General features: G+C 52.1%; 28 protein-coding genes. 26 read left to right on the top strand and 2 right to left on the bottom strand.

Features of this window, described 5'->3' with window-relative positions:
- Position 1 precedes the first annotated feature (1 nt).
- Positions 2-1456, top strand: a complete 1455-nt coding sequence (locus tag C7E00_RS08665; RefSeq protein ID WP_105303914.1) for a glycoside hydrolase family 1 protein — start codon at positions 2-4, stop codon at positions 1454-1456.
- 381 nt (positions 1457-1837) lie between these two features.
- On the opposite strand, the gene C7E00_RS08655 is transcribed toward C7E00_RS08665, so the two are convergent.
- Positions 1838-2095 (bottom strand): iron chelate uptake ABC transporter family permease subunit, encoded by a 258-nt coding sequence (locus C7E00_RS08655; protein ID WP_105303912.1) that lies wholly within the window; start codon positions 2093-2095, stop codon positions 1838-1840.
- A 385-nt stretch (positions 2096-2480) separates the two neighbouring features.
- On the opposite strand from C7E00_RS08655, the gene C7E00_RS08650 reads away from it, so the two are divergent.
- Positions 2481-3830 (top strand): MATE family efflux transporter, encoded by a 1350-nt coding sequence (locus tag C7E00_RS08650; RefSeq protein ID WP_105303911.1) that lies wholly within the window; start codon positions 2481-2483, stop codon positions 3828-3830.
- On the opposite strand, the gene C7E00_RS08645 is transcribed toward C7E00_RS08650, so the two are convergent.
- Complete coding sequence (locus C7E00_RS08645) at positions 3732-4979, bottom strand: MFS transporter (protein WP_105303910.1); 1248 nt, start codon at positions 4977-4979, stop codon at positions 3732-3734. The genes C7E00_RS08650 and C7E00_RS08645 overlap by 99 nt on opposite strands.
- Positions 4980-5069: 90 nt before the next feature.
- On the opposite strand from C7E00_RS08645, the gene C7E00_RS08640 reads away from it, so the two are divergent.
- The 24 genes from C7E00_RS08640 (at position 5070) to C7E00_RS08520 (ending at position 26346) form a co-directional block, all read left to right on the top strand.
- Positions 5070-6050 carry an ROK family protein gene (locus C7E00_RS08640; protein WP_105303909.1) on the top strand — a complete coding sequence of 327 codons (981 nt, stop codon included), beginning with the start codon at positions 5070-5072 and terminating at the stop codon, positions 6048-6050.
- 343 nt (positions 6051-6393) lie between these two features.
- Positions 6394-7362 carry an NTP transferase domain-containing protein gene (locus C7E00_RS08630; protein ID WP_167836536.1) on the top strand — a complete coding sequence of 323 codons (969 nt, stop codon included), beginning with the start codon at positions 6394-6396 and terminating at the stop codon, positions 7360-7362.
- A complete protein-coding gene (locus tag C7E00_RS08625; protein ID WP_105303906.1) occupies positions 7359-8198 on the top strand; it encodes a TylF/MycF/NovP-related O-methyltransferase in 840 nt (279 codons plus the stop codon). Before C7E00_RS08630 ends, C7E00_RS08625 begins: the two co-directional genes overlap by 4 nt.
- Positions 8195-9274 carry a histidine phosphatase family protein gene (locus C7E00_RS08620; RefSeq protein ID WP_105303905.1) on the top strand — a complete coding sequence of 360 codons (1080 nt, stop codon included), beginning with the start codon at positions 8195-8197 and terminating at the stop codon, positions 9272-9274. Before C7E00_RS08625 ends, C7E00_RS08620 begins: the two co-directional genes overlap by 4 nt.
- On the top strand, positions 9271-10308 hold the full coding sequence (locus C7E00_RS08615) for a molybdopterin-binding protein (RefSeq protein WP_105303904.1): 1038 nt from the start codon (positions 9271-9273) through the stop codon (positions 10306-10308). The genes C7E00_RS08620 and C7E00_RS08615 overlap by 4 nt, the downstream gene beginning before the upstream one ends.
- Positions 10309-10324: 16 nt before the next feature.
- The gene (locus C7E00_RS08610; protein ID WP_154503406.1) at positions 10325-11350 is read left to right on the top strand and encodes an XdhC family protein; all 1026 of its coding nucleotides are present in this window, start codon (positions 10325-10327) and stop codon (positions 11348-11350) included.
- Positions 11347-12318: a GTP 3',8-cyclase MoaA gene (gene moaA / locus C7E00_RS08605; protein ID WP_105303902.1), complete on the top strand. Its 972-nt coding sequence runs from the start codon at positions 11347-11349 to the stop codon at positions 12316-12318. The genes C7E00_RS08610 and moaA overlap by 4 nt, the downstream gene beginning before the upstream one ends.
- Positions 12308-13252, top strand: coding sequence for an MOSC domain-containing protein (locus C7E00_RS16495; protein WP_239928548.1), 945 nt, complete (start codon positions 12308-12310; stop codon positions 13250-13252). The genes moaA and C7E00_RS16495 overlap by 11 nt, the downstream gene beginning before the upstream one ends.
- 100 nt (positions 13253-13352) lie before the next feature.
- On the top strand, positions 13353-14249 hold the full coding sequence (gene modA / locus C7E00_RS08595) for a molybdate ABC transporter substrate-binding protein (protein ID WP_105303901.1): 897 nt from the start codon (positions 13353-13355) through the stop codon (positions 14247-14249).
- Between the two features lie 25 nt (positions 14250-14274).
- Positions 14275-14946 (top strand): molybdate ABC transporter permease subunit, encoded by a 672-nt coding sequence (modB, locus tag C7E00_RS08590; RefSeq protein ID WP_105303900.1) that lies wholly within the window; start codon positions 14275-14277, stop codon positions 14944-14946.
- A complete protein-coding gene (locus C7E00_RS08585) occupies positions 14943-16022 on the top strand; it encodes a sulfate/molybdate ABC transporter ATP-binding protein (protein ID WP_105303899.1) in 1080 nt (359 codons plus the stop codon). The genes modB and C7E00_RS08585 overlap by 4 nt, the downstream gene beginning before the upstream one ends.
- 63 nt (positions 16023-16085) lie before the next feature.
- Positions 16086-16559 (top strand): cyclic pyranopterin monophosphate synthase MoaC, encoded by a 474-nt coding sequence (gene moaC, locus C7E00_RS08580; protein WP_105303898.1) that lies wholly within the window; start codon positions 16086-16088, stop codon positions 16557-16559.
- Between the two features lie 174 nt (positions 16560-16733).
- Entirely contained in the window at positions 16734-17705 is a 972-nt protein-coding gene (locus tag C7E00_RS08575; RefSeq protein WP_105303897.1) for a carbohydrate kinase family protein, read from the top strand.
- Between the two features lie 12 nt (positions 17706-17717).
- Positions 17718-19571, top strand: coding sequence for an alpha-amylase family glycosyl hydrolase (locus tag C7E00_RS08570; protein ID WP_105303896.1), 1854 nt, complete (start codon positions 17718-17720; stop codon positions 19569-19571).
- A 156-nt stretch (positions 19572-19727) separates the two neighbouring features.
- On the top strand, positions 19728-20135 hold the full coding sequence (locus tag C7E00_RS08565; protein ID WP_105303895.1) for an FAD binding domain-containing protein: 408 nt from the start codon (positions 19728-19730) through the stop codon (positions 20133-20135).
- The gene (locus tag C7E00_RS08560; protein ID WP_204378595.1) at positions 20132-21136 is read left to right on the top strand and encodes a VWA-like domain-containing protein; all 1005 of its coding nucleotides are present in this window, start codon (positions 20132-20134) and stop codon (positions 21134-21136) included. The genes C7E00_RS08565 and C7E00_RS08560 overlap by 4 nt, the downstream gene beginning before the upstream one ends.
- Positions 21126-21743 carry a leucine-rich repeat domain-containing protein gene (locus tag C7E00_RS08555; protein ID WP_167836535.1) on the top strand — a complete coding sequence of 206 codons (618 nt, stop codon included), beginning with the start codon at positions 21126-21128 and terminating at the stop codon, positions 21741-21743. The genes C7E00_RS08560 and C7E00_RS08555 overlap by 11 nt, the downstream gene beginning before the upstream one ends.
- Positions 21740-22339 (top strand): leucine-rich repeat protein, encoded by a 600-nt coding sequence (locus tag C7E00_RS08550; RefSeq protein ID WP_167836534.1) that lies wholly within the window; start codon positions 21740-21742, stop codon positions 22337-22339. The genes C7E00_RS08555 and C7E00_RS08550 overlap by 4 nt, the downstream gene beginning before the upstream one ends.
- 52 nt (positions 22340-22391) lie before the next feature.
- Positions 22392-22571 carry a hypothetical protein gene (locus C7E00_RS08545; RefSeq protein ID WP_105303891.1) on the top strand — a complete coding sequence of 60 codons (180 nt, stop codon included), beginning with the start codon at positions 22392-22394 and terminating at the stop codon, positions 22569-22571.
- 129 nt (positions 22572-22700) lie between these two features.
- Positions 22701-23075 (top strand): GntR family transcriptional regulator, encoded by a 375-nt coding sequence (locus C7E00_RS08540; RefSeq protein ID WP_105303890.1) that lies wholly within the window; start codon positions 22701-22703, stop codon positions 23073-23075.
- A complete protein-coding gene (locus C7E00_RS08535; protein ID WP_105303889.1) occupies positions 23072-23767 on the top strand; it encodes an ABC transporter ATP-binding protein in 696 nt (231 codons plus the stop codon). Before C7E00_RS08540 ends, C7E00_RS08535 begins: the two co-directional genes overlap by 4 nt.
- On the top strand, positions 23761-24501 hold the full coding sequence (locus C7E00_RS08530) for a hypothetical protein (RefSeq protein WP_105303888.1): 741 nt from the start codon (positions 23761-23763) through the stop codon (positions 24499-24501). Before C7E00_RS08535 ends, C7E00_RS08530 begins: the two co-directional genes overlap by 7 nt.
- Positions 24498-25214 (top strand): biosynthetic peptidoglycan transglycosylase, encoded by a 717-nt coding sequence (locus C7E00_RS08525; RefSeq protein ID WP_105303887.1) that lies wholly within the window; start codon positions 24498-24500, stop codon positions 25212-25214. The genes C7E00_RS08530 and C7E00_RS08525 overlap by 4 nt, the downstream gene beginning before the upstream one ends.
- 55 nt (positions 25215-25269) lie before the next feature.
- Positions 25270-26346, top strand: coding sequence for a 6-phosphofructokinase (locus C7E00_RS08520; RefSeq protein ID WP_105303886.1), 1077 nt, complete (start codon positions 25270-25272; stop codon positions 26344-26346).
- The last annotated feature ends 303 nt before the right edge of the window (positions 26347-26649 follow it).

Below are 26649 nucleotides of genomic sequence, written 5' to 3'. Positions count from 1 at the left end.
GATGAGATTCCCGGAAGGATTCCTGTGGGGCGGCGCGCTCGCTGCCAACCAGTGCGAAGGCGCCTGGAATGTCGGCGGAAAGGGCATGAGCGTAGCCGATATCGCTACTTATAAACCGGATGTCGATGTGAAGAACTACGCTGCCAATGTCGGCGTGACGCTGAAGGGAATCGCCGAAGCAAAGGCGACGGACGATACGGTTTACTATCCGAAGCGCCGCGGGATTGATTTCTATCACCGCTACCCGGAAGACCTTGCTCTATTTGCAGAGATGGGCTTCAAGGTATTAAGAGTTTCCATTGCCTGGACGAGACTGTACCCGACGGGCGAAGAAGAAACACCGAATCCGGAAGGAGTCGCGTTCTACCATCGCCTGTTCTCTGAAATGAAGAAGGATCACATCGAACCGCTGGTCACGCTGTCTCATTATGAGATGCCGCTGTATCTGGCCGAGCATTACAACGGCTGGACGGACCGGCATGTGATTGACTGCTTTGTCCGTTTTGCAAGAACCTGCTTTGAAGAATACGGTCAGTATGTGAAGCTCTGGCTGAACTTCAATGAAGTTGACAGCATCGTGCGCCACCCGTTCACGACGGCTGGCATCATTCCGGAATTCTGCCGGGAAAAGAGCCTTGAGCAGTGTGTGTATCAGGCTGCGCATCATCAGTTCGTTGCCGGTGCGATGGTCACGAAGATGATGAAGGAGCTTCTGCCTGAGGCAAAGATGGGCCTCATGGTCACGAAGCTCATGACCTATCCCCGCACCTGTGCTCCGAAAGACGTGCTTGCTGCGCAGAGAAAGAATCTCATCAACATGGAATTCGCGGATGTTCAGGTATTCGGAGAATACCCGGCTATGATGAAGCGGAGACTGGAGAAGAACGGATGGATGCCAAAGATGCAGGATGGCGATCTGGAACTCATCAGGGCTTATCCGGTGGACTTTGTTTCCTTCAGCTACTATATGTCCATGACGGAATCCGTTGACCCCAATGCCGAGCGCACTCCTGGAAATACGGTATTAGGCGTGAAGAATCCGTATCTTCCTTCCAGCGAATGGGGCTGGCAGATTGATCCGGAAGGACTGAAAGTTTCTCTGATCGATCTGTATGACCGGTATCATAAGCCGCTGTTCATCGTCGAGAACGGACTTGGCATGAAGGATGTGCTGGAGAGCGATCATACGGTTCATGATCCGTATCGCATTGATTACTTCCGCTCGCATTTCCTTGCTATGGCGGAAGCGATCGATGAAGGCGTCGATCTCTTGGGCTATACGAGCTGGGCGCCGATTGATCTCGTCAGTGCAAGCACGAATCAGATGTCCAAGCGCTACGGGTTCATCTATGTCGATGAAGATGATCTCGGAAACGGAACGCTGAACCGCTATCGCAAAGACAGCTTCTGGTGGTATCAGAAAGTCATCTCCTCCAACGGAGAAAATCTGGAATAAGACAAGGAGGGCAGCCCGACCGGCTGCCTTTATCGTGTACTCATAGGAGACCTATCTATGAACGATCACAAAAATCAGTGCGTCCGTCATCGACCGCTGGGTGAAGAACGGATGGGGAAAGCCTATTTCTCATGAAGAATATCTGGAGGCAGTTCCTGGCGCGCTGAAGATTCATCTCACGACCACGAAATGCGTGCCGAGAAACTAGTTTCCGCAGATTCTGAACAGTAAATGAGTACACTCGGCCTGGTCAGCAGTTGCCGGTTCTATCGGCAGCGGGTGCAGCGTGCACGGTATTTGACTATTCCGAAGAACAGCTGAAAAGTGAGAAGGGTATTCCATCCGGATCATCCGCGGAGATAGGACGAAGTCGCTGCCGTTTCAAGATGAGGAATTCGATCTGATCGTGCATCTGGTTTCCAGCTGCTGCGTGATCAGTCCGGCAGCAGACATTCCAGCCCCGGTGCAGAGAATTGCCAGCAGACGCGGCGCTCTTGAAGCAAGCAGGGTCATCCACTGACCGCCATCTCCCTGCAGGAGGGAAGAAAGATCCAGATCAGCCACTCCGATGAACAGGGAGAGGAGTGACTGAATTGCAAGCATGATGAAAAGAGTCCTGGAAGAACGAGTTCTGAACATATGAATTGTCCTTTTTCTTTCAGTGAGATCGTTTTACCGTGCAGGCACGGGCTGGATTTACGTACGGTCTGTACAACACACATTCAATAAGTTAGAAAATCTAACTATTTAGTCAATCGATATTATTTTGTGAAAAACTGTTTTTGCCGTTTCTCTTTTTTCTCTGGGCTCTTCGACTTCCGCTTCCATGCATGCAGCAGGTTCTGATCCGTCATAGGAAAACATAAATGAACCTGCTTGACGTATGAACATGAGTCTGGTAAAACGTTTCTTGCTCATCGGAGGGCAGTTTCTTGCATAACGCGATAGGAACGGCTGGATAAGATGGCAGGCTGAGATGCCTGCTGTCTGTCCGGCCGTTTTTTTTCAGAAGGAGAGTTGTCTTATGAGAAATCAGCTGACCGAAGGGAAGATCTTTCCCGTACTGATCCGCTTTGCAGTTCCGGTATTTCTTGCATTGCTGCTGCAGGCATTATATGGCGCTGCCGACCTGATCATCGTCGGGCGCTTTGCGGATGCGGCAAGTGTTTCTACAGTGTCCAATGGTGCCCAGATCATGACGACGCTGACGAACGTCATGGCTTCGCTGGCAATGGGAACCACGGTGCTGCTCGGAAGGAAAACAGGCGAACATGACCGGGCCGGGGCTGGCGAAATTCTCGGCTCCTCCATCGTGCTGTTTACGGTTCTTGGAATTGGAATGAGTTTTCTTGTCGGTTTCGGTGCTTCTGCGATCGCATCAATCATGAAAGTTCCTCAGGAAGCGTTTCATTATGCGGTGCAGTATCTGCAGATCTGCGGGGGAGGGATGTTTGTCATCACCTGGTACAATCTGATCGGCAGCATATTCCGAGCGATCGGAGATTCCAGAACCCCGCTCATTGCGGTCGCACTTGCCTGTACTGGAAATATCTTCGGGGATCTGCTGCTGGTCGGAGAGTTCCACATGGGACCTGCTGGTGCTGCCATTGCCACGGTTGCTTCCCAGGCGCTTTCGGTAGTGATTTCTCTTCTCTTGCTGCGAGGGAAAGAAATGCCATTTGTACTGGAAACGAAGATGCTGAAATGGGACGGGACACAGATCAGTGAGATTCTGAAAACCGGCATCCCGATCGCGATCCAGGATTTCCTTGTCAGTGTTTCGTTCCTGGTGATCCAGGCGATTGTCAACGTGCTCGGCGTCACTGCTTCTGCCGGTGTCGGCGTGGCGGAGAAAGTCTGTGCCTTCATCATGCTGATGCCGAGTGCCTTCATGCAGTCGATGGCTGCGTTCACTGCTCAGAACTACGGGGCAGGTAAGCCGGAACGGGTAATGCAGGGACTGAAGGATGCGATTATTGCATCATTATGCGCAGGTGCCGTGCTGAGCTATCTCAGTTTCTTCCATGGTGATGTGCTTGCAGGGTTCTTTGCCGAAGATCAGCAGGTCGTCCAGGCAGCTGCAGACTATCTGAAAGCCTATGCGATCGACTGTCTGCTGACCCCGATCTTCTTCTGCTGCATCGGGTTCTTCAATGGGATCCGCAGAACAAAGTTTGTCATGATCCAGGGCATTCTCAGCGCGTTCTGCGTCCGGATTCCGATTGCCTACTTCATGAGCCGTCTGACCCCGGTTTCCTTATTCCGGATCGGATTGTCAACGCCGAGTTCTTCTGCCGTTCAGATCATTCTGAGTCTGACTTACCTCTCGTATCTGAAGCGGACCGGAGCTCTGACTGCCCTTAATGCGGAATAAGAGAACGAGCAGGCAGATCAGGATCAGAACCGGAAACAGGATGGCAATGGAAATGCCATGCTGAATCGAGTTTCCAGCTCCTGCAGCCACAAGACCTGCCAGTGTCGGACCGGCCGTACAGCCTAGATCTCCGGCCAGGGCTAATAGCGCGTACAGGGATGCTGAGCCGGAAGGCATCAGGGATGCCGCAATCGACAGCGTTCCCGGCCAGAAGATGCCGTCCGAAAATCCGCAGAGCGCACAGCCGATCGCGGTCATCACACCGGCAGCCGAAGAGAGAACCAGATAAGAGCCAAGACACAGCATCACTGAGAAAATCATTGCCCGATTCAGAGAAAGCTTCTGCCCGAAGCGACCGTAAATAGCCCGGCTGGCTCCCATGCAGAGCGTGAACAGCAGGGGCCCGGCAAGATCTCCGGCCGCTTTGGATAATCCAATGGACTCCATGAACGTGCTTGTCCACTGTGCAACTGCCTGTTCGCTCGCTCCGGAACCGAGCATCAGAAAAAACAGAAGCCAGAATGTTCCGGAATGAAAGAGCGCGCGGGAAGCAGGTGCTTCCTCCTGAAACGCTTCTGGAAGCCAGATCCTGGAAAAGCGGAATCCATTCAGAAACGGAATGATCGAAAAGAGAACAGCCAGCAAGCGCCAGTGACTCGTGGTAAAAAAGTGAAAGAACAATGCAGAAACCGCGACGACGCCGGCAAATCCGAAGCAGTAGAAACTATGCAGAAGGGCCATCGCAGTTTTCTTATTGTCCGAAGGACATGCTTCGATGATCGGTGAGATCAGAACTTCGATCAAACCGCCGCCGATGGCATACATGCATGCCGAAATCAGAAGACCTGCTAATGGAGTCAGAAGGGAAGGGAGAATGGTCATCGCCAGAAGACCTGCACCGGCCATCACATGCCCGAGCACGATGGTTTTTCTCGTTCTGAATTTCCGGATCATCGGGGCGGATACCGCATCCGCAAACAGCTGAATGCTGAAGTTCAGCGTGGTGATCAGGGTGATCTCTGCCAGGGTCAGATTCCATTCTTTCATGAACTGCATGAAGAGCAGCGGAGAGAAGTTATTGACAATCGCCTGGACAATATAAGCCCACCAGCAGGCGTTTACCGTTTTTCTGATTTCTGATTGGTTCATAAGCCTATGATACCTGCAGTCTGAGGCTGTTTCAACCACTTTCGTCATATCTTGACATAAGCGGGTCCGGACCACTATGATAGGCATGCAATGGCAAAGACAGAAACTCTGAAACAGGAGAATCTCAGAATGATCCGGAGCTGTTTCTATGATGGCAAGGTCCATACCAGAAATGAGCTGGCAGAGCAGACGCACTTATCTCATGCCGGTATTCTGAATTATCTGAAAGAGATGATGGAGAATCATGAGATCCTCTGCTGCGGAGAGGAGACTTCTACCGGCGGCAGAAGATCCAAGCAGTATCAGGTGAATCCGGACTTTCATCATCTCGGTTTTCTGCTGCTCTCAGCAGGAAAGGACGGCTGTGCTGCAGAAAGAGATATCCTGAACCTGCATGGAAATCTGATATCCGGAAAGAGAACGGTTTATGCCGAAGGAACCCTGGAAGAATTGTTTCATGAGATCCGGGAAGCAGAATACGAAGATCCTGCAATTTCCATCTGGGTGCTCTCGATTCCGGGCATCTGCCGCGATGGCTATGCAGAAACCTGCGACTGGGAAAAACTTGCCAGAAAGGATCTGAAGAGTGAACTGAAGACAGTCTCCTCCCGTCCGTTCCTTCTTGAAAATGATATGAATCTTGCGGTGATGGGCTTATCTTCGCTTCATCCGGAGGTTTCAGATCTCGCGGCGGTGTATCAGCCTTCCGCAAAGGGAACCGGCTGCGGAATCATCCTTTCTCATCATCTCTGCAGAGGATACGCTTCTGCAGCAGGTGAGCTTCAGTATCTGCCTGGCTTCAGTCTGAAAGATCAGGCCGAACTGCTGAAGACAGATCCTTCCAGACTGCTGAATTTCCAGATCCAGGCACTTGCGGCAGTGATGAATCCGGAACTGATCGGCTGGTGCAGTGCCCTGGAAGGAGTATCCGTGAGCCTCGAAGATTCTTCTCTTCCGGAAGAAATCAGACCATCCCTGGAGGTGATCAGGGATCTCTACGCCCTCATCAGGATCGGGATGCGGAAGCTTTCGATTGAGTATCTGCTGAAGGAGAATTCTGATGAAATGTGATTATCATGTGCATACGTATTAAGCGATGATTCCGTCTGCTCGAGGGAAGATGTCGTCAATCCGGCTCGGTCTTGCCAAGATTGCGATCACCGACCATGTGGACTATGGCATCAAATATGACTGGGGTGAAATCGATCCGATGCCGTACCGGCAGAATGAAACCGATCTTCCATCCACTCTGATTTCTATTGTTCTGAGATACCAGGTTTCAGGAATCTCTTTTTTTGTTTCAGCATTTTTTCACAAATTCTTGCGGCCTGGGCTACAGAAACTGAATGTTTGTCTGTTTTTTCACTTGCCTGCATGAAATACGTATGGTATGAAAATAACATACGAGGCTGATATGAACCAGTACGGAGCGGTGATTGTTGCTGCAGGAATGTCAAAAAGAATGAATCAGTTCAAACAGCTGATGGAAGTCGGCGGCCGTTCTTTTTCCGACCGCGTCATCACGAACTTTCAGCGCTGCGGCGTGAAGAAGATCGTGGTCGTTACCGGCTACCAGGCAGACCAGGTGGAAGAAGCACTTGCTCCGCTCGAAGTCGAATTCGTCCGCAATGAACAATATGAGACGAGTCAGATGTTTGACAGCGCGAAGCTCGGGCTGGCAAGACTGGAAGGAAGCGTGAAACGGGTATTCTTCACGCCGGTGGATATTCCGTTTTTTCTCGAAGATACGGTCAGGCTGGAAATGACCAGAAAAGAAGATCTGGTCTATCCGATCTGCCATAACCGGATCGGACATCCGGTACTGTTCAGCGGTTCTTTCATTCCGAAGATTCTTGCTTATTCCGGCGAGCGCGGTCTCAAAGGAGCACTGGATTCGCTTTCTTCTCAGAATACGTGTTTCCTGCCAGTTGATGATGCCGGGGCGGTCATGGACATGGATACCAAAGAAGATCTGCAGTATGCGATCGACCGCCAGAACAGCCGGCTGATGCGGGCAGAAGCCAATGTCACGCTTGTCAACAGCCAGGGCTTCTTCGGACCGGAAACCTTTGACCTGATGAAAGAGATTGAAGAAACGCATTCGGTCCGTAAGGCTTGTGAGGCAGCAGGGCTTTCTTATTCGAAAGGCTGGCAGATCATCCACAGCGCCGAAGCAGAGCTCGGCTACCGGATCCTTACCAGAAGAGCCGGAGGAAAAGACGGCGGCAGTTCCGTCCTGACCGAACGCGGAAAAGAATTGATGGAGCTTTACGAAGAGCTTTCGAGAAGAGTGGAACGGCAGGCCGAACAGGAATTCTGCAATCTGTTCTCGGCAAGTTCCCTGTTTCCGGAATCCAGCCGCGAAAAGAAGGTGCGCTCATGAAAACTGCAATCTTCGGCGCCGGACAGGGCGGGGCAATGGCATCCCGCTGGATCCCTGGCGAAGTCGTGTGCTTCATGGACAATAATCCAGCCTGTCAGAACACAGAGAGTGACCATATTCCGGTTCTTTCTCTGGAAGCAGGCTTGAAGCTTTCGCCGGATCTGATCCTGATTGCAGTTCTGAATCAGGAAGCAGCCGAATCCATCCGCAAGCAGATCGAAGCCTCCGGCTATCATGGGTCCATCGAGACGATCTCATCCTTCCGGAAGCTTCAGGATCTGAGACTTGCGGAACTGAGACTTGCTGCAGAACAGATCAGAGACAGGAACGTACCTGGAGACACCGCTGAGCTCGGGGTATACCAGGGAGCCTTTGCCAGAGAAATCAATCGCTGCTTCCCGGACCGGAAATTATATCTGCTTGATACGTTTGAAGGATTCGCGGAAGCAGATCTGAAACACGAAACCGGAGGCACGTACCGCAATGATTTCTCGGATACTTCCATTGAACTTGTGCGGCAGAAGCTCCCGCATCCGGAGCAGGCAGTATTCGTGAAAGGCCACTTTCCGGAAAGCGCATCGGGACTTCCGGAAACGAGTTATGCCTTTGTCAGCCTGGATCCCGATCTGTCTGCCGGAGCAGAAGCGGGACTGGAATACTTCTGGCCGCGATTATCCAAGGGCGGCGTGATCATTCTGCATGACTATACCAGCCTGCAGTATCCGGGTGTCAGAGAAGCAGCGGATCGTTTCTGCCGCAAGCATGGACTTTACCTGATCCCGTTAGCGGATCTGCATGGTTCTGCAGTTTTCCTGAAGCAGGGAGGCGAACCATGAGAAAGATCTATCTGATCCGTCATGGAAAAGCAGAAAAGGAACCAGGAACGTATCTCGGAATTACTGACTGCCCGCTTTCTGAAGCAGGCAGGAAACAGATGCAGATTGACGGTGCATGGCTGAAGCGCACGAAGGCAAGATGGATTGCTTCCTCGGATCTTTCCAGAACAGTCAGGTCTGCCGAAGAACTGTCGGAAGCTTCCGGCCTTCCGTATGTGCTGAAGACAGAAGCCTTCCGTGAAATCAATCTCGGATCCTGGGAAGGAAAGAAGATTGCAGACATCCGCACACAATTCCCGGAAGCATATTCAGAGCGCGGAAAGGCAATCGGATCCTACCGGACTCCTGGCGGAGAATCGTTTGAGGAAACCGCTGATCGGGCGATGCAGGAACTGCTGGATCTGATCCATAACAGCACTGATGACTTTGCCATCGTGACGCACAGCGGCGTGATCCGTTCGCTGATCTGCAGGGTCAGCGGGATCAGTCTGGATTCCATTCTGGATGTGAAGATGCCGGAAGCAGGGATCGCCGTGCTTGGCTGGAATGGAAGTCTCTCGGTACAGGAACTGCTGTACCGGCCGATCGGATTGATGGGTGAGACTGAGATCAAAGATCTATATGAGCGCTGCGAAGTATCAGAACCGCTTGCGGCACATATGAAAGCAGTTCGTGATACCTGTGCGGAATTAATATCAGAACTGAAGGGAGCGTATGATGGCGAGGTTCTCGAGAAGGGGGCCCTCGTTCATGATCTGCTCCGGGCGCTGCCGAAACATGCAGGTCGTACGGCTGACCTTTTGGCAAGCGAAGGATGGCTTGATATTGCTGATATCGTCAGATTCCATGACGACGAAGGATATCTGGAACAGACGCCGCTGAATGAAGCAGATCTGCTTTATTACGCAGACAAGATCACGAGGGAAGATCAGAGGGTAAGTCTTGCGGAGCGCTTTGAGGCGAGCAGGGCGAAATGCAGAAGCGAAGAGGCGATGCGGCATCATGATGCGAGATACCGCAAAGCACTTGGAATAGAAGCGAAGATTCAGAAGGAGAAGAGGCAGGAGAACGTATGAAACTCATGAAGACGGAGGATGCCGTCGGGCAGATGCTATGCCACGACATCACGGAGATTGTTCCGGGGGTCAAGAAAGGTCCGGTGTTCCGCAAGGGACATATCATCACGAAGGAAGATGTGCCGGTGCTGCTGAGAGTCGGCAAGGATCATGTCTATATCTGGGAAGTCAATGAATCGATGATGCATGAGAATGATGCAGCAATGGTGCTGTACCGCATCAGTGCAGGCGATCAGGATACGATCACGCATTCGGATGACATCAAGGAAGGAAAGATCGAAGCGAAGGCGATGATTGACGGTCTATTGAAGATTGACCGCAAGCGTCTCTATACCGTGAATTCGTTCGGACAGATGATGATTGCCAGCATCCATGGGGACTTCCCGGTGAAAAAGGGAGATAAGATTGCCGGGATGCGCATCATTCCGCTGATCATCGAGAAAGAGAAGATGGAAGCAGTGGAAGAAGCGGTTAAGGGTGCGCCGATCTTCCGGATTCTGCCATTCCGGAAAAAGAAGGTCGGAATCGTCACGACGGGCAATGAAGTCTATGCCCATCGGATTGAAGATAAGTTCACGCCGGTCGTGATTGCAAAGCTCCAGGCATTCGGGGCAGAGATCATCGGGCATGAGGTATGCAGCGATGATTCAGATATGGAAGTCGCAGCGATTCAGAAGCTGCTGGATGCCGGGGCAGATTTCATCTGCTGCACCGGCGGCATGAGCGTGGATCCGGATGACCGGACGCCGGCGGCGATCCGTTTTGCTGCGGATGAAGTGATCACTTACGGGGCACCGGTTCTTCCGGGAGCGATGTTCATGCTTGCATACAAGAACCGGGATGGAAAGCGGATTCCGATTGTCGGACTGCCGGGCTGTGTCATGTATGCAAAGCGTACGGTTTTCGATCTCGTTCTGCCGAGGCTGATGGCGGATGACCCGGTCACGAAGGCGGAAATGGATGCGCTTGGGGAGGGCGGATTATGCCTTGGCTGCAATCCGTGCACGTTCCCGAACTGCGGATTCGGAAAGTAAGGGGGGGAGCGATTTCATGACGAAATTATCTGCATATTTCGATGCATTCCGTTCCCTGGACGGATATCTCGAAATGCATAGCGCTTCTTTGATCAGTTCTGAGAAGATGGAGAAAGCACTGTACTGCGATGGAAAGACCGTATTCCTGTCAGATGACTGCACGTTTCTGAAGGCTCATGAAGCAGAGCTTGCGGCGATGAAGGAGACTGGCCTCCATGAAGTGGATGGCCAGCAGGTATTCATCGAGCGCCTCGGACGCACGAGTCAGATGGTGATCTGCGGAGCGGGCCATGTGGCAATCCCGATTCTGAAGCTTGCCCAGACGGTCGGCATGGAAGTCACGGTCATTGATGACCGCGAGGAATTCGCTGCAAATGCCAGAGAAGCAGGAGCAGAACATGTGATCGCTAAGCCGTTTGCCGAAGCCCTGGCTGAGATTCCTGGAAACCCGGATACGTTCTTCGTGATTGTGACCAGAGGCCATAAGTGGGATGAAGACTGCCTGCGCATGATTCTGAAGAAGCCGCATGCCTATATCGGCATGATGGGCAGCAGGCGCAGAATCCAGATGGTCAAGCAGAAGATGACCGATGAGGGAAACGATGCAGATCTGGTGAATAGTGTCTATGCGCCGATCGGGCTTGAGATCAATTCTGAGACGCCGGAAGAGATTGCCATCTCGGTTCTGGCGCAGGTCATTCAGGTGCGCAATGCCAGAAAGCAGTATGGCTATCCGCAGGATATTCTGCAGGGAGCTTATGACCATGATGGTCCGAAAGTGCTTGCTGAAATTGTCGGGCGCAGCGGATCTGCACCGCGTGAAGTCGGTACGAAGATGCTGATTGTCGAAGACGGAACCGGCATCAACACAATCGGCGGAGGACTGCTGGAAGCCCTGGTTCTGAAGGAAGCGAAGAAGATGCTCGATACGGGTCTTGGCAATGAGCTGTTCCATGATTCGCTGACGGCAGATGCGGCTTCGAAAGAAGGAGAAGTCTGCGGCGGCGATCTCCATGTCCTTCTGGAAAGGTTCGACGGATGAAGGATTCCTTCGGACGGGAGATCAATTACCTCAGAATCTCGATCACGGATCGCTGCAACCTGAGATGCCGGTACTGCATGCCGGAAGGAATTCAGCAGGTTCAGATGCATGAGATTCTGAGCTATGAAGAAATCCTCGAGATTGCGAAAGCTGCTGCTTCGCTTGGTATCACGAAGATCAAGGTGACCGGAGGAGAGCCTCTGGTCAGACTTGGATGTGCGGATCTCGTGAAGCGGCTGAAAGAGATCCCCGGCATCGAGCAGGTCACGATGACGACCAACGGCATTCTGCTGAAGCAGAATCTTCCAGCTCTGAAAGAAGCAGGCATCGATGCGATCAATGTGTCGCTCGATACGCTGAAGCCGGAAGTATTCCGGATGATCACCGGTTCCGACCGTCTGCAGGAAGTAAAGGCAGGCATTGAGGCTTCGGTTTCAGGCGGCATCCGCACGAAAGTGAATACGGTGCTTCAGACCGGTGTCAATGACGGTGAATGGAAAGATCTCGTACGTCTATCTAAGGATCTTCCGATCGATGTGCGGTTTATCGAGATGATGCCGATCGGGTACGGAAAGAAGTATCCGCCGGTATCGAATGAAGACCTGAAGAAGCAGATCGAAGCAGAGTTCGGACCCATCGAAGAAGATCATCGGGTTCATGGCAACGGGCCGGCAGAATATGTGCGTCTTTCAGGCTTTGCTGGATCGATCGGATTCATCGGAGCGATTCACGGAAAGTTCTGCAGTTCGTGCAACCGGATCCGTCTCACTTCGATGGGCAAGCTGAAGCCATGTCTCTGCTATGGCGATACGGTCGATCTGAGATCGATCCTGAGAGATCAGAACGATCATCAGGAAGTATTGAAGCAAGCTATTGCAGAAGCAATCACAGAAAAGCCGCAGGCTCATTGCTTTGAGCAGCTGAACAGAATTACCGAAGAACAGGAGATGATTGAAATTGGCGGATAACGAAATCAGAAAAGGATCTCTGGAGGCCATCTGCATCAGCGATCATCGCGGAACCGCGAAATACGTGATTCCCGAAGCAGAACTGAAAGTCGACTGGGGAATCGTCGGCGATGCACATGCCGGAAACTGGCATCGCCAGGTCAGCCTGCTGGAGAAAGAGAAGATTGAAGAATTCCGGAAGAAGGGGATCGATGTGGCTTATGGTGCCTTCGGCGAGAACCTGATAGTGAATGGCATCGACCTGCGTTCGATTCAGGTCGGATCTCTGATCCATGTCGGTGACTGCCTGCTGGAACTGACGCAGATCGGCAAGGAATGCCATGATCACTGTGCCATCTACAAGGCGGTAGGCGACTGCATCATGCCGAGAGAAGGCGTGTTTGCAAAGGTGCTGAAAGGCGGAATGATTCATCCGGGTGATGAAATCATTGTGGAGCCTTTAGCAGAAGACCATCCGTTCACTGCAGCGATCATCACCCTCAGTGACCGGGCATTCAAAGGCATCTATGAAGACAAGAGCGGACCTGCGATCCGGGAGTATCTCGAAGGGAAAGGATTTCAGGTTCTGGAACAGATCCTGCTTCCGGATGAGAAGCCATTCCTGCAGAAAGAACTCATCCGCCTAGCGGATCAGCGTCAGGTCAATGTCGTTTTCACGACCGGAGGAACCGGATTCTCGCAGAGAGACATCACGCCGGAAGCCACGGAAGCAGTCTGCGACCGTATGGCCCCAGGCATTGCGATGGCAATTCTCTCACAGTCTCTGAAGATCACGCCGAAAGCGATGCTGAGCCGTCAGACGGCCGGCATCAGGAAACAGACGCTGATCATCAATCTGCCCGGAAGCCCGAAAGCCTGCCGGGAAGACCTCGATATCCTGATGCCGGCTCTGCCTCATGGGCTTGGGATCCTGCGCGGTACCGCGGACGCCTGAACAGTCCTCACTGCCCGCTATGCGGGCTTATATGATCAGAATCGTATATTATAAAAAAAGCATACGGCTGAGATAAAACAGGAGGATAAGAAGTAAACCTATGAAACGACTCATTGCACTCACCTCAGCAATCGCACTTGCTCTGGCTGGCTGCGGAAGCAGCAGCTCTTCTGCAGCGACTGCTGCAGCTTCCACTGCCGCCGCATCTGCAGCAGCATCCGAAGCAGCGGAAACGACTGCTTCCGCTGCTGAACATTCCGAGGTCATTGTCTTCGCAGCAGCTTCGATGACCGAGACGCTGAACCAGATCAAGGAAACGTATGAAGCAGAGAATCCGGGTGTTACCATGACCTTCAACTTCGACTCTTCCGGAACCTTGAAGACGCAGATTCAGGAAGGGGCTGACTGCGACTTATTCATCTCGGCTGGTCAGAAGCAGATGAATCAGCTTGATATCACTGCTTCTTCTGATGTGAATACCGAAGGCCTTGATTTCGTCGATCCGGATACGAGAATCAATCTGCTGGAAAACAAAGTCACGCTGGCCGTACCGGAAGGAAACCCGAAGGGCATTGAAAGCTTCGATCAGCTGGCTGATCTTCTGAAGAATGGCGATGTGCTGATGGCGATGGGCAACAGCGATGTTCCGGTCGGACAGTACACGCAGAAGATTCTGGCTTATTATGGTCTTGATGAAACCACGCTTGCCAATGAGGGCAGGATCACTTACGGCACCAACGTCAAGGAAGTCACTACCCAGATCTCCGAAGCTTCCGTGGACTGCGGCGTCATCTATGAGACCGATGCATATTCTGCTGGCCTGACCTCAGTTGATTCTGCAACTCCTGAAATGTGCGGACAGGTCATCTATCCGGCAGCAGTTCTGAAGACGGGCAAGAATCCGGATGGTGCAAAGAAGTTCCTCGACTATCTGCAGACAGATGAAGCAATGAAGGTCTTCGAGAGTGTCGGCTTCTCTGCTGTAACGGCTGAGTAATGCTGATTTTCGGAAAGGAGGGGACATGGACTGGTTCCCGTTATGGAATTCGCTCAGGATTGCGGCAATCAGCAGTGTCATCGTGTTTTTCCTCGGCATCTTCCTGGCCTATGAAACCGCCAGACTTCCGAAGGTGCTGAAGGGCATTCTCGATGTCGTGCTGACCCTGCCTCTGGTCCTTCCGCCGACCGTATGCGGCTGGCTGCTGCTGCGGGTATTCGGGGCAAGAAGACCAATCGGCATGTTTCTGGCTCAGTTTGATCTCTCATTTGTCATGAACTGGCCGGGCGGTGTTCTTGCTGCAGCCCTGGTGTCCTTTCCGCTCATGTACCGGACAGCCCGCGGGGCGTTTGAAAGCTATGACCGCAATCTGACCTATGCCGGAAGAACGCTCGGCCTGTCTAATACGTATATCTTCTGGCATATCCAGATGGCATCCTGCCGGCAGGGGATTCTGGCCGGAGCCGTGCTTGCCTTTGCAAGAGCACTAGGCGAATACGGCGCCACCAGCATGCTCATCGGGTATACGCCGGGAAAGACCGCAACCATTGCGACGACGGTATATCAGCTTTGGCGGACGAATGATGAAGCCGGAGCGGTGACCTGGGTGCTCGTGAATATCGCGATCTCGGCTGTCGTGCTGATTTCTGTGAACATGCTCGAAGACCGGGAACGGAGGAAAGCGAGGAAATCATGAGACTGGAAGCAGACATCCGCAAGGATTTCGGGGGGTTCTGCCTCAATATGCATTTTGCGTCCGATGCAGGCCATATCGGCATTCTCGGAGCATCCGGCTGCGGCAAGTCCATGACCCTCAGATGCATCGCCGGCATTGTGACTCCGGATGAAGGCAGAATCGTCCTGAATGGCAGAGTGCTCTTTGACTCTGAGAAGCACATCAACCTGAAGCCGCAGCAGCGCCATGTCGGCTATCTGTTCCAGAACTATGCACTCTTTCCGAACATGACCGTGGAACAGAATATCCGTTCCGGTCTGCATGGCATGAATAAAGAGGAACAGAATGCCAGAGTGCAGGAGATGATTGAGAAGTTTGCGCTGAAGGGGCTCGAAAAGCATTTTCCTGACCAGCTGTCCGGAGGCCAGCAGCAGCGTACGGCTTTAGCAAGGATCATGGCCTATTCGCCGGATGTGATCCTGCTGGATGAACCATTTTCGGCACTGGATGCGTATCTGCGCGACCGTGTGCAGCAGGAGACGCTGGATCTCCTGAAGGAGTATACTGGCATTGCAGTGCTTGTATCGCATAACCGCGATGAAGTATACCGCTTCTCGGAGGATCTCTTGATCCTGGATCATGGCAGCATCGAAGTGCATGGTACTGCGAAGGCAGTATTTGCGGATCCGCGCACGAAGGCAGCTGCCGTCCTGACCGGCTGCAAGAATCTGTCTTCCGCAGTCCGAGTGGATGATCATACCGTGAAGGCAGAGAGCTGGGGCATCACGCTGCACAGCGATGACTTGCTCCCGGAGGACTTCTCCTATCTTGGCTTCCGGGCTCATGACTTCATTCCGATCTACGGGGAAAGAAAAGAAAACTGCATCGATGCAAAGGGTGCAGATGAAAGCAGCCTTCCGTTTGAGAAGAACTTCTATATTCCGCCAGAGAACCGGAAGAATTATGAGCGCGAGGACGTGATCACCTGGCTGGTCCAGCGTAAAGACTGGCCGATTCTTCAGGAGAAGGGTATGCCGGACTATCTGCAGTTTGACATGAAGCGGATGCTGTATCTGAAGGATCCCAAAGTTCGCTGATGAATCAGTTACGATGGATTCTCTTGACAGGATGGCTGAGGAAAGACTCTAGGGAGGACAACAATGGAATTCACGCATTTTGATGAACACGGCAATGCTCGCATGGTGGATGTCTCAGAAAAAGAGATCACGCATCGTGAAGCAACTGCCCGAGGCACGATCCAGGTCTCAGCGGAAGTATTCGATGCCATCGAAGGAAAGAAGGTCGTGAAAGGAGATGTCTATACCGTTGCGATGGTAGCCGGCATCCAGGCGGTCAAGCGCACCAGCGAGCTGATTCCGATGTGCCATCTGCTGAACCTGACCCATGCTTCGGTGACGTTTGAGGCAGATGAGAAGACGCATGAGATCACTGCCTTCTGCACGGTCCGTACCGATGGCAAGACCGGGGTGGAGATGGAAGCATTGACCGGCGTCAGCGTAGCTTTGCTGACGGTGTATGACATGTGCAAGGCCATCGACAAGCGCATGGTGATCTCGGATGTCCATCTGGTTGAAAAGACCGGCGGAAAAAGCGGAGAATTCCATTTCGAGTAATCTCTTTCGGATGGTCCTGGCCGGAGAGCATCGATGAAATGCGGTGCACTCCTCCCAGGGCTTTTTTCTGTCTCTCTGATTCTGCGGTATTTTTATGAGGTTTGAAGAAACAGAGTATCAACTGACGCTTCAGTCACGATATAATGAAAACGCTTAAGAAAAGAGGAACTGACCATGGGAAAGAATCAGCTGGATGTGACGGCTCTTGGAGAGCTGCTCATCGATTTCATTCAGAACGGTACTTCGGAACAGGGCAATCCGATGTTTGAAGCAAACCCGGGCGGCGCACCCTGCAATGTGCTGGCGATGCTGGCAAAGCTCGGGCATTCGGTTTCATTCATCGGGAAAGTAGGAAAAGACGGCTTCGGCACCCAGCTGTCAGAAGCGATCACGAAAGCAGGCATTGACGGCAGCGGCCTGGTATTCGATCCTGAAGTGCATACGACACTCTCCCTGGTTCATAAGCTGCCGAACGGAGACCGCGATTTCTCGTTCTACCGGAATCCTGGCGCAGATATGAATCTGAAGCCGGAAGAAGTGAACCTCGATCTGATCCGCAATGCGAAGATCTTCCATTTCGGAACGCTGTCGATGACGGATGAGCCGGTGCTGTCCGCAACGAAACTGGCGATTGCGACGGCAGAAGAAAGCGGGTGCCTGCGTTCATTTGACCCGAATCTGAGACTGCCGCTCTGGCATCACGAAGAAGATGCCAAAGCTGCGTTTGACTATGGTCTGCATCATTGCGATATCCTGAAGATCTCTGATAATGAGATCCGCTGGTTCACCGGAAAAGAAGACTTTGATGAAGGCATTGAACTGCTTCAGAAGACCTATCATATTCCTCTGATCACCTTATCGATGGGACCGGATGGAAGCCGGGCTTACAAGGGAAGCCTGATGGTAGAAGTTCCTGCCTTTCTGCAGCCGAATACGATTGAGACGACAGGGGCAGGAGATACGTTCGGGGCATGCGTGCTCCATGGTATTCTCAGGGAAGGAATGGAGGCTCTGAACGAAGAGAAGCTCCGTTCGATTCTGACGTTTGCCAATGCCGCCGCTTCCATCGTAACCACCCGCAAAGGCGCTCTGGCGGTGATGCCTTCGGAAGCAGAAGTCAGAGCACTGATCGCAGCAGTTCACTGAGGGGGAAGGTACATGAAAACAAGACCGGAATGGGACAAGGAATTCACGAAGCGTCTTGCCGTTTCGTATGAAGAGATGCAATGGCTATACAATGAGCTCTATCATGATGAACATGCGTTTGATTACTTTCTGACGATGCTTTATCGCTGCTACAGCCAGCGGCCGAAGAAGCTGCAGAAATGGGATCAGAAACGCACCAAGGCAGGCGACTGGTATAAGCAGGGCTCTATGCTCGGCATGGTGCTGTATACCGACTGCTTTGCCGGAACGATTTCCGGGGTGGAAAAACATCTGGATTATATCCGGGAATGCCATGTAAATTATCTGCATCTGATGCCGCTCTTGGAAACGCCGAAAGGACGCAGCGACGGCGGCTATGCGGTTTCTGATTTCCGGAAGGTGGAACCGGAGCTCGGCACGATGAATGATCTTGCGCATCTGTCGGATTCCTGCCATAAACATGATATTTCCGTATGCCTGGACTTCGTCATGAACCATACGAGCGAAGATCATGAATGGGCAAAGCGGGCTAAGGCTGGCGAGAAAGAATACCAGGACCGCTATTTCTTCTTTGATGACTGGACGATTCCGAATGAATTCGAGAAGACGGTTCCGCAGGTATTCCCGACGACTGCTCCTGGCAATTTCAGCTGGTGTCCGGAAGCGAACAAAGTCGTCATGACAACGTTCTATCCGTATCAGTGGGATCTCAATTACCGCAATCCGACGGTCTTCAATGATATGTGCGAGAACATGCTGTATCTCTGCAATCAGGGCGTGGACATTGTCCGTCTGGATGCAGTGCCTTATATCTGGAAGACGCTGGGAACCACCTGCCGCAATCTGCCGCAGGTTCATACGCTGGTACGGATCATGCACATGGCAGCCGACATCGCTGCCCCGGGCACACTGCTGCTTGGCGAAGTGGTCATGGAGCCGGACAAGGTCGTCCCGTATTTCGGAACTGCTGAGAAGCCGGAATGCCAGATGCTGTATAACGTGACGACGATGGCGAGTACCTGGAATACGGTCGCAACCAGAGATGTCAGACTTCTGAGACGCCAGATGGAAACCGTCTGCGCCCTGCCGAAGCAGGATACATTCCTGAATTATCTCCGCTGCCATGATGATATCGGCTGGGGTCTCGATTATGACTTCCTGGCGCAGTTCGGCATCGAGCAGGCTGCGCACAAGAAATATCTGAATGCGTTCCTGACTGGCAGATACTGGGGATCTGATTCCAGAGGCGAGCTGTATAACGACGATCCGCGGCTGAAAGACGCAAGACTGTGCGGAACGACGGCTTCGCTGTGCGGAACGGAAGCAGCGGTTTATGAGAAGAATGACTTCAAGCTGCGTGCTTCGATCGATCTCGATGTGATGCTGCATGCATTCCTGCTGACCCAGAGCGGCATTCCGGTGCTGTATTCTGGTGATGAGATCGGTCAGCTGAATGATTACAGCTACCATGAAGATCCGCTGAAGAAAGATGATTCCCGCTATCTGCACCGCGGAAAGTTCGACTGGGATCTTGCCGCAATGCGCAAGGATCCGGCGACCAGGCAAGGCATGCTGTTTCAACGGCTCATGAAGCTGATCGAGCTGCGGCAGTCTCATATCGTCTTTGATGCGCATGCGGATACGTGGGTGCTGGAACCATACAATGATTCGATTCTTGCACTTGGCAGATATTGCAAAGGCGAGAAGCTGCTGGCATTGTTCAACTTCTCTGAAAATGATCAGACAGCATGGCTCAATGAACCTGAGGTCTATACTGATCTTCTGACTGGTGAAGAGACTGATGCGAAGGCAGTTGCCATGAAGCCGCATGAATTCCGCTGGCTGCTGAAGACGTATTCAGAATAAATGATTTCTGCTCTGGAGATTCCAGAGCTTTTTTTGTGTGAAAATATGATCTACCGGTATCCTGGGCTACCGGTTTTTCTTCTGGGGTTCTGCTAAGGTATGAATACAACATAGCGCGTATGTTACTGATGATCAAAAAGAAGGACGAGTTCATTGATGGCTTTACCCGAGTTCGATTACGTACTTGCAAAGAGCCTTCCGGAAGCAGCTGCGCTGAATGCATGTGACGATGTGCGCGTCATGGCAGGCGGCACGGATGTCATTTTTCTCGTGCAGGCAAAAGCCCTCAAGGGGCTGAAGCGGGTAGTGGATCTGAAGGGCATCCAGGGCCTGGACAAAGTGGAATTCGTCGAAGGCGATGGCCTTCATATCGGTTCCCTTGCCAAGCTCTACGCAATTCAGAATGATCCTGAAGTGAAGAAGCATCTTCCGGCAGTTGCCCAGGCAGCTCATTATGTTGCCTCTGCGCAGATCCGCAGAAAAGGAACGATGGCAGGAAACATCGTCAATGCGTCCCCGTCTGCAGATACCGTCCCGATTCTCTTGGTGAGCATGCTTCTGTGAAAACGTATGACAAAGACGGTAACACGAGAACCATCAATATGAATGAGTTCTATAAAGGTTTCCGCAAATACGACCTGGAAAAGTCCAAGGGCGAGCTGATCAGTGAGATCTACATTCCTGAACTGAATCCGCATGAAGGTTCTGCCTATCTCAAGCTCTCCGTACGCAAGGCGATGGATCTTGCCATCATCGGCACTGCCGCCTGGGTACGCATGGATGGAAAGAAGATCGAAGACTGCAGAATCGCATTGGGCGGTGTTGCTGTCAATGCAATCCGTGCTCCGAAGGCAGAAGCCTTCCTGAAGGGCAAGGAACTCACTGATGAAGTTCTCGAACAGGCCGGCAATCTGAAGCAGACTCTGAAGGAGCTGAACCGGGAGACATATGACTACCGGGAATTTCTGAAGAAGTTTGCTTCGCTGGGCGAGAATCTCGAAACCAATGAAGATGAGTTCGACTATATCTACTATATCTACGGCATGGATCACTACGGCAATATGCCGCTGGTCGAACCGCTGGAATACAAGGAAGTGAAGAAAGTCCGGGAGATCGTGATTGCGATCGATACCTCGGAATCAGTATCCGGAGATCTGGTGCAGCAATTCGTGCAGAAGACCTGGAACATGCTGAAGCAGACCGACAGTTTCTTCTCCCGCGTGAATATCCATATTCTCCAATGCGGAGCGAAAGTCGAAGAAGATGTCTCCATCAAAAGCCAGGAAGACCTGGATGCTTATCTGAAGAGTATGATGTTGCTGAAGGGATTCGGAGGAACCGACTTCCGGCCGGTGTTCGAGAAGGTCAATGAGCTGATCCGCAGCCATGCGTTCTCCAATTTCCGTGGACTGATCTATTTCACGGATGGATACGGAACCTATCCGGCCATGCCTCCGGCTTATCCGACGGCGTTTGTGTTTCTCGATCATGGACATGAGATCCCGGAAGTGCCGACATGGGCCATCCGGCTTGTGCTGAAGGAGAATGAGATCCATGACCTCTGAGAAAGATTTCCGGATCGAAGGAGACAAGCTGATCCGCTACCTCGGAGATGCTTCAAATGTGAAGATCCCGGAAGGAGTCAGGATGATCGGCGAAGGGGCATTCAAGGATGATACGACGCTGATCTCTGTCACGATTCCGGAAGGATGCGAAGGGATTGAAGAAGGTGCGTTTCAGTGGTGTTCTGCCCTGGAGATCGTGCATGCCCCGGATTTGATCATGGCGGTCGGCCTGAATGCATTTGCCGGAACAAGATTTGATCAGTATTACAGCGAGAATGAAACAAGCTGGAACGAAGACTTCTGCTTCCTCGGAAAAGTTCTGTACAAAGGACGCAGAAGTCTCCGGGAAGCACGGATTCCTGAAGGAACCGTCCGGATCACAGCCGATGCATTTCGGGAACATGTTCTTCTGAGGAAGATCTCTATTCCTTCCACCTGCATTGAAATTGGCTGGCGCGCATTTGAATCGTGCACCGGGCTGACCGAAGTGACGGTGCCAGGCAATGCGAAGATCCTCGGCTGGCATGCATTCCGGGGATGTTCGAGGCTGGCAGACAGGTATTTGCAGGATGCGAAAAGCTGGCAGATGCAGAAGGATATTTCATGATCGATCATGTCTGCCTGGGAAGAATCCGCGAGGAAGCGATCGCGAGGATTCCCGAGGGAACTGAATCCATTCAGAGCGGAGCCTTCCGGAATCAGCATCTGCTGCAGAAGTTATATGTTCCTGATGGTGTGAAATGGATCGGAGCCCATGCCTTTGCAGCATGTACAGCGCTGGAATATGCAGAGATTCCTTCCTCGGTCCGGACGATGGATGATCAGATGTTTGAGGGCGATGAGAAGCTCGTGATCCTGGTAAGTCCCGGATCGGATCAGGAGATATTTCATACTCCGTCCATTCATCTGGCCGCATTGCTTGGTTATGCAGAGCAGGAGGAACGGTATCCTTTCCTGATGAGAAAGAAATATCAGGAAGCTCTTGAAACAGAAAAAGAGACATGCCTTTTTCAGACAATCCGGAAATCCAGGCTTCCGGCCGTGAATTATTTTCTGCGCCATGAGCTGGTAGATCAGAAACTGTCTCTGAGGCTGCTGGAAGAAGCAGAGCAGAAACGGGAGCTTGAAATTACTGCGTCTCTGCTTTGTTACCGCAGAAGACATCCGGAGCTGTTTGAAGAAGAGGACCGCTGGTCACGCTGAATGGCCTGCAGAGCTCCGTCGGGGGTTCTTCTCGGCCCAGGGCAGACCGAAGATGAGCATGCAGAGACAGGTGATCTTGCTGCCGATCTGCTTATTGCTGCTGCCGTCGAAGTTCGGAATCGACGGCATTCTCTGGAGCGGTCCGGCTGCAGATCTTGGCATGGCGATCCTTGCTGTCCTTCTATCGAAAAAAGAATTCCGCAGGCTTTTCTATCTGAACGGGAAAGCTTGATGCAGGTGTCCGGTTCCTTCATTCCGGGCACTTTTTTGTTAGGAAAACTGGTTGACAGAATGATATCAGTGCTTTATATTCATAGTGTATTAAGACACTAATACAATAAGACTGAAGAAAGGAGAAACAATGGGATGGAGATTTGAAGGAAACAGCCCGATCTATCTTCAGATCATCGAGAAGCTGGAGACCGGGATCGCGGCCGGGACATATGCCCCTGGCCAGAAAATGCCTTCGGTCCGGGATCTGGCTCTGGAAGCCGGAGTCAATCCGAATACGGTCCAGCGGGCTTTTGCCGAGCTGGAGCGGGACGGCCTGCTGCATAGTCAGCGGACCAGCGGCAGATTTGTGACCGAAGATCGGCAGAAGCTTTCTGCCCTGAGGGTGACCCTTGGCAGGAAGTATATCGGAGAATTGTTTGAAAGACTGACGGGTCTTGGCTTAAGCCAGGAGGAAATCCTACTGGCTTGCGAAGCGTACGCAAAGGAGGAAAGGAATTCATGAGTATTTTCGAATGCCATGATCTGACCAAGCGCTATGGAAGCCTTACTGCGCTGGATCATGTGAATCTAAATCTGGAACAGGGAAGAATCGTCGGCCTGCTCGGTCCGAATGGTTCGGGCAAGACGACGCTGATCAAGATTGCATGCCGGCTGCTGCAGCCTAGCAGCGGGGAAATCCTGATCGGCGGAGAAAAGCCGGGAGTTCTGACGAAAAATATCGTCGCATATCTGCCGGATCGCGAATTTCTGCAGGACTGGATGAAAGTGTCTGAAGCTCTGTCGTTCTATCAGGACTTCTTCGATGATTTTGACCGGCAGAGGGCGGAGGGTCTGCTTTTTGATCTTTCGATTGATCCGGAAAAGAGACTGAAGCAATTGTCCAAGGGTAATCGGGAGAAGGTTCGTCTGATTCTCACAGTTTCCAGGAATGCCAAGGTGTTTTTCCTGGATGAGCCGATTGCCGGGGTAGACCCTGCGGCACGGGATTATATTCTGAAGACGATCCTGGCGAATTACCGGCAGGATGCGCTGATTATCATTTCGACACATCTGATTGCGGATGTTGAGAGCATTCTTGACGAAGCGGTGTTTCTGAAGCAGGGAAAGATTCTGCTTCATAAGACCACGGATCAGATCCGGGAAGAAACCGGAAAAAGCGTGGATTCTTATTTCCGGGAGGTGTTTGCATGCTAGGAAAACTTCTGAAATACGATTTCCGTTCCATTGGCAGAATTCTGTTTCCGGTTTATGGAGCGATGCTGGTGGCAGCGATTCTGCTTGGTCTGTCCAGCCGCAATACGAATGTTTCGCTGACGATCGCGATCATCTACTCTGTGCTGCTGATTGCGGCGATGGTGATGACGGTCGTGCTGGTGATCCAGCGGTTCTGCCAGAACCTGCTTGGCAGCCAGGGATATCTGATGTTCACGATCCCGGTGTCTACCGGAACGCATATCTTTGCCAAAGTGCTGACGGCGCTGATCTGGGGGCTGATCGGAGTTCTCGTGGTTGTTCTTTCGGGAGTTCTGATCGTGGTTTTCGATCCTTCGCTTGGCGGATTCCAGGGCATCGGCGAAATGATGAATGCAATGTTTCAGGTACATCTGAATCCTGAGGATCAGAAGACGCTGCTGTTCTCGATTGTGCTTGGTATTCTGACGGTTACCGCTTTGGTCACCAGGATCTACGCATCGATTTCTGTCGGTCATCTCTGGAGCGGCCATCGTCTGCTTGGTGCCTTCCTTGCGTACATCGGGTTTCAGATCCTGGTGTTCTGGCTCATTTCAGAGATCGGCCTTTCGCTGGTGCCGGATTCGATCCTGAATGAACAGGCAATGCTGGCGGAGCTTCTGGTTCCTTTGCTGCAGATTGTGCTCTATGGAGCGATTACCTGGCTGATCCTGGATCGCAGACTGAATCTCGAATGAAGAAACAGGTCCGGATCTTCTTCCTGTTCATGCTTCTGACCTGCTGTGCAGCTGGCGGCATCGGTATCCGAGCCAGTGCAGAGCTCTATCAGAAAGCAGTCACAATTCAGGCTCCGGAACCGCTTGCGGAAGAAGTGCTGGCAGGGGGAGTATCCTTTGAGGAAATTGATCCGGACTTCGTGCATGCAGTGATCGCAGCGGAGGATCAGAGATTCTTCATCCGCCATGGCTTTGACTGGCTGTCCTTTTTCCGGGCGATGCTTCATAATCTTGAAGCTGGCAGAATCGTCGAAGGCGGCAGCACGATCTCGCAGCAGATTGCAAAGAACTTCTATTTCCAGAGGGAACCGAGAGGTCTGCAGCAGAAAGGAGCAGAGGTGCTCGTAATGTACCGGCTGGAATGGTCTTTTTCCAAGCAGGAGCTGTTTGCGGTCTATGCCGACATGAACTATTACGGTGATGGCTGTTATGGAATACAAGACGCAGCAATGCATTACTACCGGAAGGATCCTTCTGATCTGACTGCGGCCGAAGCAGCGATGCTGGCGGGAATTCCGAATGCACCTTCGGTCTATCAGCTGTCAGATGGATACGAGGCTGCCAAGAAGCGCCAGGAATGGGTGCTTCACCGGATGCTGGTATGCGGATATCTGAATGAAGAAGAGTATGCGGATGCACTTTGCGAAGATGTGCATCCGCTTCTTCTTTTCTAAATGGGCAGATCGATACTAAAATAAATGCAGAACAAGATTCGTAAGGAGACTGACTATGCTAAGAGTAGGTATGCTTACCAGCGGCGGAGACTGCCAGGCGCTGAATGCAGCGATGCGGGGAGTCTTCAAGTGTGTCACTCTGAATTCCAAAGAACCTGTGGAATTCTATGGATTTGAAGATGGGTATAAAGGACTGATGCGGGGCAGGTTCCGGCTGCTGACCGAAGAGGATTTCTCCAACATCCTTACGATAGGCGGAACGATTCTCGGTACCTCCCGGGTTCCGTTCAAGACAATTCATGATCCGGATGAAAACGGGAACAATAAGGTTGCAGCGATGAAGCAGACCTATTACAAGCTTCAGCTGAACTGCCTGGTCGTGCTCGGCGGCAACGGGTCTACGAAGACGGCGAATCTGCTGAGCGAGGAAGGGCTCAATGTCATCACGCTGCCGAAGACCATCGATAATGATCTCTGGGGAACGGATATGACCTTCGGCTTCCAGTCAGCTGTCGATATCGCCACCCGGTGCATCGATGAGATTCATACGACTGCCAACAGCCATGGCCGTGTCTTCATTGTGGAGATCATGGGCCATAAGACCGGCTGGCTGACGCTCAATGCGGGCATTGCCGGCGGTGCTGACATCATCCTGCTGCCGGAGATCCCGTATGATCTGAAGAACGTTGTCGATGTCATCGAGAAGCGCGATGCGGCCGGCAAGCGATTCACGATCATCGCCTGTGCGGAAGGCGCAATCTCGAAAGTCGATGCAAAGCTTTCCAAGAAAGAATACCGCAAGAAGCTCGGCAACTATGAGTTCCCGTCTGTTTCCTATGAGCTGGCCGACCAGATCACGAAGGAGACGGGCCGTGAAGTCCGGGTCACCGTTCCGGGACATACCCAGCGCGGCGGCACGCCGGATGCTTATGACCGGGTATTTGCGTCAAGGCTTGGTGCTGAGGCAGGCATGCTGGTGCTGAAGCAGGAATACGGCTGCATGATCGGCTACAAGAACCGTGAAATGGTCAAAGTGCCGCTGAAGGATGTTGCCGGCAAGCTCAAGACCATCGATCCGAAAGCAAAGATCATCAAGGAGACCAGGCTGATCGGCGTCAGCTTCGGCGACTGAGATTCTCTGAAGTCTGTCACTGCGGCAGACTTTTTTCTTTTCGGCGGGAAAAGAAATTCCTGTGAAACAAGACAGCAGAACTGCAGGAGGGCTGTATGAAAGCATTCCTGGAGATTCTTTTCCCGGCGGGAAATAAATCGCCTGAATGTATTTTCATGCACAAGCAGATTTCCTGATCTGATTATGATTCTGCCGGGATGATTTCACTTGATCTTCCCGGTTTCGGACCGTATAGTTATAGCTGTTAACGCAAATAGTTGGATATGCAACTATTGCTATATGGAATCAGGAAGGGATAGCAGA

Source organism: Anaerolactibacter massiliensis (assembly GCF_900290205.1).
GTDB classification, from domain to species: Bacteria; Bacillota_I; Bacilli_A; order Erysipelotrichales; family Erysipelotrichaceae; genus Bulleidia; species Bulleidia intestinalis.
The sequence above is the reverse complement of the archived record's forward strand: the minus strand, read 5'-3'. Positions and strand labels throughout refer to the sequence as shown.

Bases quoted from the DNA above. Each gene is read 5' to 3' on its own strand.
- C7E00_RS08665 (WP_105303914.1), top strand. From the start codon at position 2: ATGAGATTCCCGGAAGGATTCCTGTGGGGCGGCGCGCTCGCTGCCAAC.
- C7E00_RS08655 (WP_105303912.1), bottom strand. From the start codon at position 2,095: ATGTTCAGAACTCGTTCTTCCAGGACTCTTTTCATCATGCTTGCAATT.
- C7E00_RS08650 (WP_105303911.1), top strand. From the start codon at position 2,481: ATGAGAAATCAGCTGACCGAAGGGAAGATCTTTCCCGTACTGATCCGC.
- C7E00_RS08645 (WP_105303910.1), bottom strand. From the start codon at position 4,979: ATGAACCAATCAGAAATCAGAAAAACGGTAAACGCCTGCTGGTGGGCT.
- C7E00_RS08640 (WP_105303909.1), top strand. From the start codon at position 5,070: ATGGCAAAGACAGAAACTCTGAAACAGGAGAATCTCAGAATGATCCGG.
- C7E00_RS08630 (WP_167836536.1), top strand. From the start codon at position 6,394: ATGAACCAGTACGGAGCGGTGATTGTTGCTGCAGGAATGTCAAAAAGA.
- C7E00_RS08625 (WP_105303906.1), top strand. From the start codon at position 7,359: ATGAAAACTGCAATCTTCGGCGCCGGACAGGGCGGGGCAATGGCATCC.
- C7E00_RS08620 (WP_105303905.1), top strand. From the start codon at position 8,195: ATGAGAAAGATCTATCTGATCCGTCATGGAAAAGCAGAAAAGGAACCA.
- C7E00_RS08615 (WP_105303904.1), top strand. From the start codon at position 9,271: ATGAAACTCATGAAGACGGAGGATGCCGTCGGGCAGATGCTATGCCAC.
- C7E00_RS08610 (WP_154503406.1), top strand. From the start codon at position 10,325: ATGACGAAATTATCTGCATATTTCGATGCATTCCGTTCCCTGGACGGA.
- moaA (WP_105303902.1), top strand. From the start codon at position 11,347: ATGAAGGATTCCTTCGGACGGGAGATCAATTACCTCAGAATCTCGATC.
- modA (WP_105303901.1), top strand. From the start codon at position 13,353: ATGAAACGACTCATTGCACTCACCTCAGCAATCGCACTTGCTCTGGCT.
- modB (WP_105303900.1), top strand. From the start codon at position 14,275: ATGGACTGGTTCCCGTTATGGAATTCGCTCAGGATTGCGGCAATCAGC.
- C7E00_RS08585 (WP_105303899.1), top strand. From the start codon at position 14,943: ATGAGACTGGAAGCAGACATCCGCAAGGATTTCGGGGGGTTCTGCCTC.
- moaC (WP_105303898.1), top strand. From the start codon at position 16,086: ATGGAATTCACGCATTTTGATGAACACGGCAATGCTCGCATGGTGGAT.
- C7E00_RS08575 (WP_105303897.1), top strand. From the start codon at position 16,734: ATGGGAAAGAATCAGCTGGATGTGACGGCTCTTGGAGAGCTGCTCATC.
- C7E00_RS08570 (WP_105303896.1), top strand. From the start codon at position 17,718: ATGAAAACAAGACCGGAATGGGACAAGGAATTCACGAAGCGTCTTGCC.
- C7E00_RS08565 (WP_105303895.1), top strand. From the start codon at position 19,728: ATGGCTTTACCCGAGTTCGATTACGTACTTGCAAAGAGCCTTCCGGAA.
- C7E00_RS08555 (WP_167836535.1), top strand. From the start codon at position 21,126: ATGACCTCTGAGAAAGATTTCCGGATCGAAGGAGACAAGCTGATCCGC.
- C7E00_RS08550 (WP_167836534.1), top strand. From the start codon at position 21,740: ATGATCGATCATGTCTGCCTGGGAAGAATCCGCGAGGAAGCGATCGCG.
- C7E00_RS08545 (WP_105303891.1), top strand. From the start codon at position 22,392: ATGAGCATGCAGAGACAGGTGATCTTGCTGCCGATCTGCTTATTGCTG.
- C7E00_RS08540 (WP_105303890.1), top strand. From the start codon at position 22,701: ATGGGATGGAGATTTGAAGGAAACAGCCCGATCTATCTTCAGATCATC.
- C7E00_RS08535 (WP_105303889.1), top strand. From the start codon at position 23,072: ATGAGTATTTTCGAATGCCATGATCTGACCAAGCGCTATGGAAGCCTT.
- C7E00_RS08530 (WP_105303888.1), top strand. From the start codon at position 23,761: ATGCTAGGAAAACTTCTGAAATACGATTTCCGTTCCATTGGCAGAATT.
- C7E00_RS08525 (WP_105303887.1), top strand. From the start codon at position 24,498: ATGAAGAAACAGGTCCGGATCTTCTTCCTGTTCATGCTTCTGACCTGC.
- C7E00_RS08520 (WP_105303886.1), top strand. From the start codon at position 25,270: ATGCTAAGAGTAGGTATGCTTACCAGCGGCGGAGACTGCCAGGCGCTG.